The sequence below is a fragment of the Achromobacter anxifer genome (assembly GCF_903652925.1).
GTDB lineage: Bacteria > Pseudomonadota > Gammaproteobacteria > Burkholderiales > Burkholderiaceae_B > Achromobacter > Achromobacter anxifer.
The window spans coordinates 239270-252417 of sequence record NZ_CAHLAR010000007.1 but is presented as its reverse complement, the minus strand read 5'-3'; the positions used below and the strand labels follow the sequence as shown (position 1 = coordinate 252417).

The 13148-nt window shown below is 64.8% G+C and carries 14 protein-coding genes; 11 read left to right on the top strand and 3 right to left on the bottom strand.

Going from position 1 to position 13148, the window contains the following annotated elements:
- Positions 1-79 precede the first annotated feature (79 nt).
- From HWY37_RS22670 to HWY37_RS22625, 10 genes are all read left to right on the top strand, one after another.
- On the top strand, positions 80-1144 hold the full coding sequence (locus tag HWY37_RS22670) for a KpsE/RkpR family capsule polysaccharide export protein (RefSeq protein WP_246302380.1): 1065 nt from the start codon (positions 80-82) through the stop codon (positions 1142-1144).
- Positions 1137-3041, top strand: coding sequence for a Vi polysaccharide transport protein VexE (locus HWY37_RS22665; protein ID WP_176089907.1), 1905 nt, complete (start codon positions 1137-1139; stop codon positions 3039-3041). The genes HWY37_RS22670 and HWY37_RS22665 overlap by 8 nt, the downstream gene beginning before the upstream one ends.
- Positions 3042-3052: 11 nt before the next feature.
- Positions 3053-4264: a pectate lyase family protein gene (locus HWY37_RS22660; protein ID WP_176089906.1), complete on the top strand. Its 1212-nt coding sequence runs from the start codon at positions 3053-3055 to the stop codon at positions 4262-4264.
- Positions 4265-4627: 363 nt separating this feature from the next.
- On the top strand, positions 4628-5068 hold the full coding sequence (locus HWY37_RS22655; protein ID WP_175207898.1) for an ester cyclase: 441 nt from the start codon (positions 4628-4630) through the stop codon (positions 5066-5068).
- Between the two features lie 123 nt (positions 5069-5191).
- A complete protein-coding gene (locus tag HWY37_RS22650; protein ID WP_175207831.1) occupies positions 5192-6151 on the top strand; it encodes a Bug family tripartite tricarboxylate transporter substrate binding protein in 960 nt (319 codons plus the stop codon).
- Positions 6152-6190: 39 nt separating this feature from the next.
- Positions 6191-6955: an SDR family NAD(P)-dependent oxidoreductase gene (locus HWY37_RS22645; RefSeq protein WP_176089905.1), complete on the top strand. Its 765-nt coding sequence runs from the start codon at positions 6191-6193 to the stop codon at positions 6953-6955.
- A gap of 12 nt (positions 6956-6967) precedes the next feature.
- A complete protein-coding gene (locus tag HWY37_RS22640) occupies positions 6968-7498 on the top strand; it encodes a VOC family protein (protein WP_176089904.1) in 531 nt (176 codons plus the stop codon).
- Positions 7499-7560: 62 nt separating this feature from the next.
- Positions 7561-8574 (top strand): LacI family DNA-binding transcriptional regulator, encoded by a 1014-nt coding sequence (locus tag HWY37_RS22635; RefSeq protein ID WP_176089903.1) that lies wholly within the window; start codon positions 7561-7563, stop codon positions 8572-8574.
- A 17-nt stretch (positions 8575-8591) separates the two neighbouring features.
- On the top strand, positions 8592-9098 hold the full coding sequence (locus HWY37_RS22630; protein WP_176089902.1) for a 2,4'-dihydroxyacetophenone dioxygenase family protein: 507 nt from the start codon (positions 8592-8594) through the stop codon (positions 9096-9098).
- Positions 9099-9127: 29 nt separating this feature from the next.
- On the top strand, positions 9128-9922 hold the full coding sequence (locus HWY37_RS22625; RefSeq protein WP_175207836.1) for an SDR family NAD(P)-dependent oxidoreductase: 795 nt from the start codon (positions 9128-9130) through the stop codon (positions 9920-9922).
- A 33-nt stretch (positions 9923-9955) separates the two neighbouring features.
- On the opposite strand, the gene HWY37_RS22620 is transcribed toward HWY37_RS22625, so the two are convergent.
- Complete coding sequence (locus tag HWY37_RS22620) at positions 9956-10723, bottom strand: AraC family transcriptional regulator (protein ID WP_176089901.1); 768 nt, start codon at positions 10721-10723, stop codon at positions 9956-9958.
- A gap of 92 nt (positions 10724-10815) precedes the next feature.
- Between HWY37_RS22620 and HWY37_RS22615 the strand changes: the two genes are divergently transcribed.
- Positions 10816-11946, top strand: coding sequence for an MFS transporter (locus HWY37_RS22615; protein WP_175207838.1), 1131 nt, complete (start codon positions 10816-10818; stop codon positions 11944-11946).
- A 75-nt stretch (positions 11947-12021) separates the two neighbouring features.
- Here the strand turns inward: HWY37_RS22615 and HWY37_RS22610 are convergent, their stop codons facing one another.
- Entirely contained in the window at positions 12022-12195 is a 174-nt protein-coding gene (locus tag HWY37_RS22610; RefSeq protein WP_175207839.1) for an OsmC family protein, read from the bottom strand.
- A gap of 77 nt (positions 12196-12272) precedes the next feature.
- Entirely contained in the window at positions 12273-13022 is a 750-nt protein-coding gene (locus HWY37_RS22605; RefSeq protein WP_246302379.1) for a Crp/Fnr family transcriptional regulator, read from the bottom strand.
- Positions 13023-13148: the final 126 nt, after the last annotated feature.

Below are 13148 nucleotides of genomic sequence, written 5' to 3'. Positions count from 1 at the left end.
CGAGATCGAACGCCGCCGCCGCGAACGGCAGTCGGCGCTGCGCGAGCGGCGCCGCCACCGCTGGATCAACACGCTCATCGTGCTGGCGCCGGTGGCATGCGCCCTGGTCTATGCGCTTTGCATCGCCACGCCCCGCTACGAGGCGGAGTCGCGGTTCTTCGTGCAGTCGGCCTCCGGCCAGCAGGGCGCAGGCGGCGCCGCGGCAAGCCTGCTGACCACGGGCAATGCGGGCGGCATGCTGGGCGGCTTCGTCGACGGTTGGGCAGTGGCCGACTTCCTCAAGTCGCGCGATGCCATGCAGCAGCTCGACCGGAAGGTCGGCCTGCGCCAGTACCTGATCCGCGGCGGCATGGACCCGGTGAATCACCTGTCCGAGGATTCCAGCGAGGACGATCTCTATCGCGCCTACCAGGCCTCGGTCAAAGTCTCCTTCAACGCGCTGGAGCAGATCGACGTGTTGCGCGTGAGCGCGTTTTCCTCGGAGGATGCGGCGCTGCTGTCCAAGGCGCTCATCGGGCTGGCGGAGGAATTCGTGAGCACCATGAACGAGAAGGGCGTGGCCGACAAGCTGAAGGTGAGCGAGGAATCCATGAAGCTGGCGGAGCAGAAGGCGCTGGCCGCCCGCGAAGCGCTGACGGCGTGGCGGACCGCCCACGGCAACATTGATCCGACGGCCACGGTGGCCATGCTGCTGAACCTGTCCAGCCAGCTGGAGGCGGAGCTCAGCAACGCGCAGATCAATCTGGACAAGATCCGCGCGCTGGGCAACAAGGATCACTTCATGCTCAAGCCTGCCGAGATGCAGGTTGCGACCTTGAAGAAGCGGCTGGCCGGCGTGCGCCAGCGCCTGAGCGGCGACGGCAACACGGAAGCGAAACAGCTCAAGTCGTACGAGGCGCTGCGCAATACCCAGGCGTTTGCGGATTCGAACCTGACCCTGGCGCAGCAGACCTACCAGCAGGCCATGACGGACACCCTGCGCTTGCAGCGCTACCTGTCCATCATCGCGCAACCGGTGCCCACGGACCGTCCCAGCAGTCCGCGCACGGCGATGCTGCTGCTGCAGGCGCTGGCGCTGGGCTTTGTGCTCATGTTCATCGCGCGCGTGGCGATGGCTTTGTTGAGGGGGCTGCGTCATGGTTGATACGGTCATCGATAAGCGTCCGGCCGAGGCGGATGCCACGGCCCGGCTGCGGGATGTCATCAAGCGCATCCATGACGCGGCCGATCCCATGAGCGAAATGGTCGCGCTCGAGTCGGCGCTGCGCCATTCCAGGGATGGCTGGCGCGACGCGCGCCGATTGCTGGTGGCGCCGTTCGTGAAGGAAGGCAAGCTCGCGCCTGCGATCGCCGCGCTGGAAATACTGGTCACCGTCTACCCGGCACGCGCCGACGAACGCCGCCTGCTCGCCAGCCTCTTCGGTCGCACCGAGCAATGGGACCGCGCCATCGCGCAGGCTGACGCCGCTGCTGATATAGAACCGGAGGCCGCGGCGCTGCATGCCGCTCGCATCCAGCTGCGCGTGCAGGCCGGGCGGACGGCTGAAGCCGCCGGGGTCGCGCGCTCCACCATGGAGCTGGCCCGGCGCGAACCCGGCGAGGCCTATGCCTGGATGCTGGCGTTCGTGCGCAACGGCGACGCGGCCGAGGCGGCGGCCACCGCTGCGGCCTTGGACCCCGGCGAGCTGCCGAACGAGCGCGTGGCGACCATGGCCGTGCGCGCCTTGCTGGAAGACGGCAGGGTGGAATCGGCGATCCAGTTCGGCGAGGGGGCGTTGAATTCCGGCCATGACTGCCCGGCCTTGCGCTCGTCGCTGGGGTTGGCGCATCTGCGGCGCGGCACCGAGGAAGACCGCAAGACGCACGCCCTGGCGCATTTCGAGGCAGGCTTGAGCGCGGCGCCCGCGGACGTGAGACTGCTCACGCTGCATGGCGAAACCCTGTTGCGCGCCGGACGCTACAAGGAGGCGCTGGAGCCCTTGAAGCAGGCCACCGACCTGGCGCCGGAGCTGGAGCAGACGCGGGCCTTCTACGCGCGCGCGCTGCGCTACACGCTGCAGTACGACGCCGCCGCCGACCAGATGCTGCATCTGCTGGAGAAATCTCCGGAAAAGACGCTGTGGCAGCGCGCGACCATCAGCGCGCTGTCGCAGGCCGGGCGCAGGCAGGAGGCCGAGGCGCTGTTCGGGAAATACATCGCGCAACGCGGCGAACGGCTGCCGGCCACCTTCAAGCAGGCCTTGGCGCAGCTGGAGGAACGGCTCGATACCACGCCGATCCCGCAGGCGCGGCTGGACTGGGCCTGGGCCATGCGCGGCGACACCAGCATCGACCGCGCGCAGTGGGAACGCCGCGCGCGCTGGGGCCATCTGGTGGATCACCTGCTGTTCGACTGGCTCGAATGCCGCGAGGAAAACGTCGAGGAAGCCATGCAGGTGCTGGGTGAACTCGACACCGGCGAGCGTTTCTTCGCGCCGTTGCTGGCGGCCGGCCGGGGCGTGGTGGTGGCCACTGCGCACGTCGGCCCCATGTATGCGGGCCTCATGGCCTTGGAACTGGTGGGCATCCCGTCGCGCTGGCTCGCGACCGCGCCCAACATCGCGCAGAGCAGCTATTCCGAGGCCTTGATCTCCACCGCGGACCAGACCGAGGCGCAGGTCGCCAAGGCCTGCATGCGCGCGCTGACTTCCGGCTATGTGCTGTGCCTGGCCCTAGACGGCGCGGCCAATCCCGCCGCGCCGCGCACGCGCTTCGAAGGGCAGGAAGTGACGTATTCCGGCTTCGCCTCGCACCTGGCGCATCGCATGCGCGTGCCCTCGGTGTTCTACGCGCCGCGCTGGGAGAACGGCCAGGTGGCCTACACGCTGGCGATGTTGCCCGCGGCCGAGCCCGGCGAGGATGCCGAGGCGTACTCGCAGCGTTGGCAGAAGGCGTATTTCGAACGGCTCAGGGAACACCTGGCCGGACCGCCCGAGAACCTGCGCCTGAGCGGCGGAATCTGGCGCCATGTGACGCCCGCGGACCGGTCCGTGCAGCAATAGGGAGTAATGCGATGAAGTCAGGAATCAAGACCATGCGCTGGCTGCTGGCCGCGGCCATGCTGTACAGCGCCGCTGCCGCCGCCAACGAGTCCTGCCAACGGCCGGACGAGCGCTGCGCTGCCGTTTCCGCGCTGCTGCAGCAGCGCGAGGGCTACGGCGCCAAGGCCACGGGCGGACTGGGCGGAAAGTTCATCGACGTCACGTCCGACCAGGACTCGGGTCCGGGAACGCTGCGCGCCGCGCTGGCGCAGGCCAAGAAGGGGCCCACCTGGATCCGTTTCGCGTCCGACATGACCATCGTCCTGAATTCGCAGCTGCGCGTGCCGTCGAATACGACCATAGACGGACGCGGCAAGCGCGTCGCCCTGATCGACGACGGGTTCGGCGTATACGGCAGCCAGAACGTCATTCTTACGCATCTGACGATAGACGGACGCCTGAACCGGCTGACGCAAGCGGTGAACGTGGCCAACGGCAGCCGCGACGTGTGGGTCGACCATATGGACCTGTCGCGCATGTCCGACAGGCTGCTCAACGTGAAGAACGGCTCCACCGACGTCACGATCTCATGGACCAAGTTCCATAACTCGAACAAGGTCATGCTGCTCAACAACATCACCTCCAAGAACCTGTTCGAGAACTACGAGCGCGATTCGATCGCGCGGGTGACGCTGCATCACAATTACTTCTTCAATACCGTGCAGCGCAATCCCAGGGGGCAGTTCGGCACTTTCCACCTGTTCAACAATCTGCTGGAAAACTGGGACTTCTATGGCATGAGTTTCAGCCTGGAGGCCAAGGCCTTTGTCGAAGGGAACATTTTCAACAACGACGCGCAGCGCAAATGCGTCGAGCCCGAGTTCTTCCCGACGGTGGAAGGCGTCAACGTCAATTACTGCAGCTATATCCCCACCGCAGCCAAGCGCAGCGCTTTGGAGAACGGCGAATCCGACCGCGGCGCCTACGAGAAACTGAAGTCCCAGAACGGCTACACGCGCGACTTCAAGGCCTTTCTGCGCCTGAAGGACAACCTGTACATGGGCGACGCCAAGCCGGTGCTGCAGGACTACCGCCCCGAGTCGGCTCCGACGCCGCCGTACTGCTATGGCTACGAGAAGCCGACGCCGGAATTGGCGGAGAAGATCCGCAAGTTCGCCGGGAACACGTCGGGGGATACGCCCTTGCCCGCGTCCAGGATCGGGTCGGGTTGCGCGGGGTCTTGAGCTTCAGGCGGTTGTTGCGGCTCGCGGGGGCCGGGCGGCCCAGGCAAGTGGAAAGCGGGTGTTTTCCATGAAATACAGTTCATGGTTTGTATTTTCGAAATACAAACCATGATTTGTGAAAAGACAGCAAACCATATTGTGTATTTCAAATTAACAGCCTAAGCCTTGTATATCTGAAATACAGCTTGAGGCTGGAAAGCAATGCCGGCCAGGTCAGCGCCGACCGGCTGCTTCAGTTGTTGCTCAGCATCGTGCGTCGGAAATAAATCGTTCCCGCACTCATATGGAAATCCCTAGGTATAGCCCAATAGAAAAGCATGCATAATTTGTGGAAACGTTTCCACAACATCAAAAGGGCAGGCTATGGGCAAGGAACTCCAGGCGGCGCGCGTGCAGACCGTGATCGATCACATGGCGCTGGAATGTGTCCAGGAATGGGACCAGGTCATCGACACGTTCGAGCACCCTCGCTACGAGATGCATTCGAGCGGCGCAACCTTTGACGGCACGGACCAGGTGATGGGCTACTTCCTCTCGTCGCGCGCGTCCTTTCCCGATTTGAAGAACGAGATCATCGCCATTGCCGCTGCCGAGGGTACCGATACGGTGCTGGTCGAGTTTTGGCTTTCCGGCACTCACACCGGTCCGTTCAGCGTGGACGGCAAGACCTACGAGCCTACCGGCAGGACCTTCCGGGTGCGCATGGCCGCGACATTCGAGTTCGCGCCCGATTCCGACAAGATCATCTGTGAAAGGCCGTACTCCTGTCAGAACGCCAAGCTGCGTTCTCTCGGGCTGCTGTAAAGCCTGGCCTGGCGCCGTTCAGGAGGCGGCGCCAGGCTAGTTGTTGCCGTACTGAAAACAAGAAATCCGTCCTGCAGCCTGATCCAGCGCTGCCGCCGGCGAATGCCCAAGAGGAGACAAAAAATGAAAATGTTGTCCAAGGCAGCACTGTTGTTGGCAGTACTCACGTCGTCCGCGGCGCATGCCGATGGCTATCCCGACCATCCCATCCGGATGCTGCTGCCTTTCTCCGCGGGCGGCGGCGGCGACACGCTGGGCCGCATTCTTGCCGAGCGATTCGCCACCGAACTCAAACAGCCCGTCATCGTGGAGAACAAGCCCGGCGCCGGCGGCACCATAGGCATCGCCTCGGCCGCCAGGTCGGCGCCGGACGGCTACACCATTACGATCGGCGGCATGACCACGCACGTGCTTGCGCCGGCCGTGTACAAGTCGCTGCCCTACGATCCCATCAAGAGCTTCATCTCGCTGGGAGCGATAGGGAATTCCGCGATCATGGTGATCGCCGCCAATGATTTTCCGGCGAACAACGTCGCCGAGCTCAGGAAGCTGTCGACGTCCAGGAAGGCGCCGGTGCAGTACGGCAGCTGGGGCATAGGATCGACCGGCCATTTCTGCGGCGAAGTCATGGTGCAGAAAGGCGGCTTGAAGATGGAGCACGTGCCCTACAAGGGCACGCCCCAGGTCATCACGGACGTCATCGGCGGTCACGTCGATCTGGGGTTCGTGGACATGGCGACGGCCACGCCCATGGTCACGCAGCACAAGGTGAAGGCGCTGGCTGTCTGTACCAAGCGTTCGCCCAGCGTGCCGGACGTGCAGAGCTACAAGGAACAAGGCATAGATTTCGACCGGGACCTGAACTGGGCCATGTATGTGCCGGCCGAAACGCCGGCCCCCATCGTGCAGAAGCTCTCTGCGACCCTGGAAAAGGTTCTGAAAGAGCCCGACATCGCCGACAAGCTGCTGGCCCTGGGGATCACGGCGCATTACGTGTCCGGTCCCAAGCACACGCAGGCCAGCATCGCGGACATCGAGGCCTGGAAAGCCGTGGCCCAGGACGCCGGCATCCCGCCGCAGTGAGCGCCGCTCCCTCCTCCATATCCATGCTGCGAGATCCCCATGAAACTGCTTGATGGCCGAGTTGCGATCATCTCCGGCGCCGCGCATCCCAAGGGCATAGGCAGGGCCACGGCCCGGCTGTTCCTGGAGCATGGCGCCCGGGTGGCGCTGCTGGACCTGGACGGGGCGCAGATGAGGCAAGGCGCGCAGGATCTGGGCGCGGCCGCCGCCAGCGTGCTGCCGTTGGACTGCGACGTGGGCGATGCGGGGCAATGCGCCGCGGCGGTGCGTGAGGTCGCGCGCTGGTCGGGGGGCAGGATCGACATTCTGGTCAACAATGCCGCGATTACGCAGAAGGCCATCTTCCGGGATATTGCCGCAGAGGATTTCGACCGTGTCGTCCGGGTCAACCTCAAGGGCGTCTTCAACCTGAGCCAGGCGGCCGTGCCCTACATGGTCGAACGCGCGAGCGGCAGCATCGTGAGCATTTCGTCCCTGTCGGCGCAGAACGGCGGCGGCGTCTTCGGCGGCGCCCACTATTGCGCCGCCAAGGCCGGCGTCCAGGGGCTGACGCGAGCCTTGGCCAAGGAGCTGGGCGCCAGCAACGTCCGGGTCAATGCGATCGCGCCGGGGTTGATCACCACGGATTTCTCCCGTACCGGACGATCGGACCAGAGCAAGGACGAGGCGGCCCGGATCTGGCCGCTGCAACGGGCGGGACGGCCCCACGAGGTCGCGGGCGCCTGCCTGTTCCTGGCCAGCGACCTGAGCAGCTATGTGACCGGCACGACACTGGACGTCAACGGCGGCGCCCACATGAACTGAGAGGAAGCGGCAATGAGTACATTCTTCAACGGCGTGCGCCAGGTGGGCTATGTGGTGCGGGACATAGAAAAAGCCATGACGCATTGGGCCGGGGTATTGGGCGTGGGACCCTGGTTCTACAAGGAAGAGGTCGGGACCACGGAGTTCCGCTACTACGGCGCGGAATCCCGGCCGCCGCGGCTTTCTATCGCCCTGGCCAATTCAGGGGATCTGCAGATCGAACTGATCCAGCAACGCGACGATGCGCCATCCCTGTATCTCGATTCCTTGAAGCGTGCCGGGGAATGCGCGCAACACATCGCGTTCTGGACGATGCATGACTTCGATGAATACTCGGATCGCCTTTTGCGCAGCGGATACCGTGAAGGCCATGCCGGAAGAATGGGCCTGCGCGGCCGCTTCGCGTACTTTCTGCACCCTGATCTTCCCAGTGGGATGATCGAGCTATCCGAAATGAAAGGGGGCAAGGGCGAGTATTTCGCGGAGATAAGGAAAGCAAGCGAGGACTGGGATGGCGAGCACCCGATCCGCGCGCGTTCGTAATCCGCGGGCCTGGCCGGAGGACGGTGTATGTTAGCCACTTCGCTACAGGCAGAGAGCTCAGCATGAAAGACCGCATCACTATCCGGGACGTTGCGAAAAAGGCAGGCGTTTCGCTCGGCACCGCGTCGCGCGCGCTCAATCGCACCGGCAGGGTCAGCGACGCCGCCATCGCCGCCGTCAACCAGGCCGTGCGCGACCTCAACTACAAGCCGGACGTGGTCGCGCGCAGCCTGCGCACCCGGTCATCAGGGGTCATCGGGCTGCTGGTGTCCGACCTGGCCAACCCGTTATACGCGCGCATCATCACCGCCGCGGAAACCGCCTTGCAAGCCGAGGGCTATTCGCTGCTGGTGGCAAGTACCCGCAACGAGAGAAAAAGGGAAGCGTCGCTGATCGAAATCTTCCGCGGCCGGCGCGTCGACGCGCTGATCCTGGGACCTTGCGAGCGCGAGTCCGTCGAACTGATCGAAAAACTGGCGAAAGAAGTGCCGGTGGTTGCGCTGGACCGGGACTTTGGAACCGGCTCGGCGGGCATCGTGGTGGACCATGCCGCCGGCGCCTTCCAGGCCGCGCAGTACCTGCTGAACCTGGGCCATACCCGGATCGCGCTGCTGACGCCGGGCACGGAGCTCAGGACCGGCAAGGAGCGAATCGCCGGCTTCCGCAGGGCCTTCGAGGCCCGCGGCATTGAACCCGATCCCGCGCTCATCCGGGCCGAACATTCCGCCATGCAGTTCGCCTTCTCGGAAGCGATGTCCCTGTTGTCGTATGCCGAACGTCCCACCGCGTTTCTGTGCCTGGGCACGCGGATACTGTCGGGCGCCTTGCAAGCCATTCGTCACGGCGGCTATTCGCTGCCGCAGGATGTGAGCGTTATCAGCATCGGCGACACCGACCTGTCCCAGCTCTTCAGCCCCACCATCACATCGCTGAGCTGGGATCTCGAAGTCATGGGAACTTGCGCGGCGCAGCTGGCCTTGAAGAGCCTGGACCGCGAAGCCCAGCCCCCCCTCAATGACCGCATCGTCATCAAGACTCAACTCATCCTGCGCGAATCCTGCGCACCACCTGGCTGATCGACCAAGGAGTACTCATGTCCCTGCCTTATGCGACAACCCATCAGGACCGTCTGTTGACGGTCAATATCAAGGATGGCATTGAACTGCCCGGCGCCGCGCCCGGGTCGTCCATCGTGCCGCTGTTCCTGGATCGGGAAAATGGCGTTTGGGTGCTGTATGGCAAGTTTGCGCCCGGCACCAGGCTGCCTACCCATTTCCACACCGGCGTGGTGCATTTCTTCACCACCAAGGGGCAATGGAACTACCTCGAATATCCCGGGGATCCGCAGACGGCGGGCAGCTACCTCTACGAGCCCGGCGGCTCCGTGCACACATTCTCCGTGCCCGAGGACGCGACCGAGCCTGCCGAGGGTTTCATGGTCGTGTTCGGCGCGAACATCAACTTCATCGAAGGCGCGTTTGCCAACATCCGCGACGCCGGCGCAATCGAAGACTCTATCCTGGAAGCCGCCCGGAAGGCGGGCTTGCCGCTGCCGCGCTATATCCGGCCGAAGGGCGGTGCGGAATTCACCCGCGATTGACAACGTCATTCATCTTGAAGGAAGCCGACATGAGGCTGGCAGGAAAAATTGCGTTGGTGTCGGGCGCAGGGACTCTCAAGAAATCGTTCTCGGCGGCGGACCAGGTCGGCAACGGCGCCGCCTGTGCGCTCAGGTTTGCGCGCGAGGGCGCGCTGGTCGTCTGTACGGACCGGGTGCTTGAGGCGGCGCAGGAAACGGCGGGACTGATCCGCGCCGAAGGCGGCCGCGCGGCCGCCCTGGCGCTCGACGTCATCGACACGCCCCGGATTGAGGAAGTGGTTGCCGAGGTCATCCGCAACCACGGCGGTATCGACATACTCCACAACAACGTGGGCATCGAGATCCAAGGGGATCTGCTGCAGGTCAAGGATGATGAGTGGGACCAGGTGATGGCGGTCAACGTGCGCGGTTCGATGGCGATGTCCCGAGCCGTTCTGCCGCACATGCGCGCACGCGGCGGCGGTGCGATCATCAACGTTTCATCCACCGCAAGCCTGAAGTGGAGTCCCATGCAGTTCCTGTCGTACAGCACGGCCAAGGCCGGGCTGAACCACATGACCCGTGTGATCGCCCGCCAGTACGCGGCGGAACAGATACGTTGCAACTGCATCGTTCCCGGGATGATACGCACGCCGCATGCCGACGCGCTGTATTCGAACCAGGACGAAGCCGCCCAGGGCCATGAGTTCCGCGATTCGCGCTGCCCGATGGGGCGGCAAGGCTCGCCCTGGGATATCGCCAACGCCGCGCTTTTCCTGGCTTCGGACGAGGCCGCCTACGTCACCGGCGCGATGCTGGTGGTGGATGGGGGCGCCAGTCTCTAGCTCGCTTGCGCCGGACGCGGACGGCATCGCGGCTCATCGCTCGCTGTGCACATACCGCCCCGGCGTCTCGCCCGTCATCTGCCGGAAGTAGGCGATGAACGCGCTGTCGCTGGCGAAGCCGAGGTCAAAGGCGACCGAGGTCACGCTGCGGCCGCAGGCCAGCAGATCCACCGCGTGCAGCAGGCGCCAGAGTTGCCGCCAGGCCTGATAGCTCATGCCGGTCTCGCGCTGGAATATCCGGGTGATGGTGCGGGCGCTCGCGCCCGCGCGCCGCGAAAGCGCTTCGAGTTCGGGCGGCAGTTCCTCCAGGTCCAGCGCGGCCAGGCGGCGGTCCGTGGGCACGGGCAGCAGCATGGGTTCGCGCTTCGCCGCGCGCAGTTCGTCCATGCAGACGGCCAGCAGGTTGCGCGGAGCGCCCTGGGACCAGTCCGTGTCGAACGGCTCCAGACTGATGCGTTCGAACACCTCGCGCAGCAGCGGCGTCATGGACAGGATGGCAGGCCCGGCCGCGGGCGGGGAGACGCGGGCCGGGTCCAGATAGATAGAACGGTATTCGACCTCGCTATGGATCCGGACGCGGTGCTCGGCCCCAGGCGGAATCCAGGCCACGCGGATCGGCGGCAGCACCGAGATCAGCCCGGGCATGGCGAGGCGGATCGAACCCGCGTGGGCAAACAGCAACTGGCCCCGTTCGTGCCGGTGCAAGCCGGAATCATGGCGTACCAGGCGCGACGCGATGCCCGTCACCGGCTGCGCCATTGTGTCGGGGTTGAAAGCGTCGCTGGGTGCAAGCCTGGCCATTTGTCCGAGTTCCGATGTTTCTTGTCTGTTTGCCTATAACGGGTCCGATTGCGGCGGGATAAAAAACGGGCTCTCCGTTTACCGATGCCGCCATGTCTCGCCGCCCGCCTCTTTTGCTGGTCATCCTGCTGCTGAGTTTTCCGCAGATCGTGGAAACCTTGTACAGCCCCGCCCTGCCCCTGATCGCCCACGCCTATCGCGCCACGCCCGAAGAGGCGGCGCAGACGCTGTCGTTCTGGTTCGTGGCCTTTGCCCTGGGCGTGGTGGCCTGGGGCCGTGCCTGCGATCTCTGGGGCCGCAGGCCGGCGTTGCTTGCCGGGCTGGCGCTGTACGCGCTGGGCGCGGGAGGGGCAATGATCGCAGGCGGCTTTGCGCAACTGCTCGCGGCCCGCCTCATCTCCGCCTTCGGTGCGGCGGCGGGCTCCATCGTAACGCAGACCGCCTTGCGCGACGGCTACCAGGGATCGGCCCTGGCCCGTGTCTTTTCGATGCTCGGGATCGCCCTGGCGGTGAGTCCGGCTGCGGGCATGTACGCCGGACAGCAGATCGCGGCGCATGGCGGCGTCCAGGGCGTCTTCGCCGCGCTGGTTCTACTCGCCATCCTGTTGTTCTGCGCCAGCCTGGTTTGCTGGCCCGAAACGCGCCCAGCCGCCATCACCGCGCGCCCATTCTGGCCGGTCCTGCGCGCCATGCTCCAGGACCGCGCGATCTGGCGCAGCGCGGCGCTGATCGCCGTCTTCAACCTGGCGATCTTCGGCTACTACCAACTGGGTCCGTTTCTTTTCGAACGGCTGGAGGATGCCTGGATCGGCTTCGGCGAAAGCGGCCTGGCGTTGGCCCTGGCTTCGCTGTGCGGCGCATTCCTGAACGCGGCCTTGCTGCGGCGGGGCTGCGGCTCCGGGCGTCTGGTGCTGTTGGGTATCGTGCTGCTGGCGCTGGGCGCCGGACTGGTCGCCGTCCTGATCAGAAGCCCCGCGTTCCTGATAGGTATGGCCCTGATCGCGGCGGCCTACGCGATCGCCATCCCCAATATCTTGGCGCATGCGCTGCGGGCCTATGCCAGCGCCGCGGGCACGGCCGGCGCGATCCTGAGCCTGTTCTACTACAACCTGCTGGGAGGGGCGCTGGTGCTGGCGGGACTAGGGCAGCGGCTGGACCTATTGCTGTGCTGCTGCGCCGTGGGTGCGACGATTGCATACGCCTGGAAAGGGCACAGACGCTGAACGGGCATGGGTAGGAGCCTTGGGCGTCCTATGCGTGGCCACGGGAAGCTCCCGCACGAGGAGCCGCTTGTCTTTTCAGCAGAGATGCACCGACGAGGCAATGCCCTGGTCTGCCATCTTGGAGTACGGGCAGATCGTCTCTGTTTCGTGAACCAGGGCAAGCGCCTGATCCCTGGGCAGCCCGGGCAATGAGATCTCCAGCCAGGTCTTGATGCAGAACAAGCCGTTGAACGCTTCGCGTGCGAACATAGATTTGTCCCCATCGGACGAAAAGACAGAATTTCTGTTCCGACCGGCACCTTTTTTATACCGTGGGTCCCGGTTTTCTAGGCGTTCTTCTTGACCTTGGCAAGTCTGTGCAATTCTTCCACGTCGAGGATGGCCAGCCCGCCATAGTAGGTTTCCAATACGCCCGCGCGGGCCAGCCTGGCAAGCGCCGCGTTGCAGCGTTGCCGTGATATTCCGCACAGGCCCGCGATTTCCTCCTGGGAAACCTTCAGGCGTCCATTCGTGCCGGAATGCCTCTCCGCATTGAACTGCGCGGCGACCGCGCGCGCGACCGTCGTGTCGACGTCTAGCAGCACGTTGGATGTGAAGCTGCTCATCAGCCAATCCACGCGCTGCGCCAGGTGCATCATCAGCGCCTTGGTGAACTCGATGTTGTTGTTCCAGAGACGCTCGCAGGTCTCGCGCGGAAGTATCACGATCTGGCTGGGCCTGAGCGCGACCACCTCGTATTCGAACCGCTCGCGGCGAATCATTGTCGCTTCGCCGAACCAGCTGCCGGTGCTGAATCCAGCGAGAGACAAGGACTTGCCGTCGGCGCCGGGAGAGGACCATTTCACCAGCCCTTGCACCACGCCATACCATCCGGGCGAGCGGTTGCCCGCGCGGAACAGGAACTCGCCGGCGGCGAGCGATACGACGCGCAATTCGGCGCGGATCAGGTCGCGTTCGAGTTCCGGCAAACCCTTGTACCAGGGGACGACGTCGAGCATCTTGTCCACCGCGCCTTGCGCGCGCCGCTGGCGTGCGCTCAAGGGTTCGTCGCGGGCGTCGGCAAGCCGTTCGCGCATGTGTGCCTCCTTCCTAGCCGTTGAAGCGCCGCTGAGGTAAACCCTAGGGCGCTTTGTCACCATGATGACTGTCCGCGCCATGGCGCCAGCGCCAGAATAGTCGAGGCCCCAGACGCCAAAACCAAC

What these genes read in the sequence shown, in the direction of transcription:
- HWY37_RS22665 (WP_176089907.1), top strand. Translation starts at nt 1,137, where the DNA reads ATGGTTGATACGGTCATCGATAAGCGTCCGGCCGAGGCGGATGCCACG.
- HWY37_RS22660 (WP_176089906.1), top strand. Translation starts at nt 3,053, where the DNA reads ATGAAGTCAGGAATCAAGACCATGCGCTGGCTGCTGGCCGCGGCCATG.
- HWY37_RS22655 (WP_175207898.1), top strand. Translation starts at nt 4,628, where the DNA reads ATGGGCAAGGAACTCCAGGCGGCGCGCGTGCAGACCGTGATCGATCAC.
- HWY37_RS22650 (WP_175207831.1), top strand. Translation starts at nt 5,192, where the DNA reads ATGAAAATGTTGTCCAAGGCAGCACTGTTGTTGGCAGTACTCACGTCG.
- HWY37_RS22645 (WP_176089905.1), top strand. Translation starts at nt 6,191, where the DNA reads ATGAAACTGCTTGATGGCCGAGTTGCGATCATCTCCGGCGCCGCGCAT.
- HWY37_RS22640 (WP_176089904.1), top strand. Translation starts at nt 6,968, where the DNA reads ATGAGTACATTCTTCAACGGCGTGCGCCAGGTGGGCTATGTGGTGCGG.
- HWY37_RS22635 (WP_176089903.1), top strand. Translation starts at nt 7,561, where the DNA reads ATGAAAGACCGCATCACTATCCGGGACGTTGCGAAAAAGGCAGGCGTT.
- HWY37_RS22630 (WP_176089902.1), top strand. Translation starts at nt 8,592, where the DNA reads ATGTCCCTGCCTTATGCGACAACCCATCAGGACCGTCTGTTGACGGTC.
- HWY37_RS22625 (WP_175207836.1), top strand. Translation starts at nt 9,128, where the DNA reads ATGAGGCTGGCAGGAAAAATTGCGTTGGTGTCGGGCGCAGGGACTCTC.
- HWY37_RS22620 (WP_176089901.1), bottom strand. Translation starts at nt 10,723, where the DNA reads ATGGCCAGGCTTGCACCCAGCGACGCTTTCAACCCCGACACAATGGCG.
- HWY37_RS22615 (WP_175207838.1), top strand. Translation starts at nt 10,816, where the DNA reads ATGTCTCGCCGCCCGCCTCTTTTGCTGGTCATCCTGCTGCTGAGTTTT.
- HWY37_RS22610 (WP_175207839.1), bottom strand. Translation starts at nt 12,195, where the DNA reads ATGTTCGCACGCGAAGCGTTCAACGGCTTGTTCTGCATCAAGACCTGG.
- HWY37_RS22605 (WP_246302379.1), bottom strand. Translation starts at nt 13,022, where the DNA reads ATGCGCGAACGGCTTGCCGACGCCCGCGACGAACCCTTGAGCGCACGC.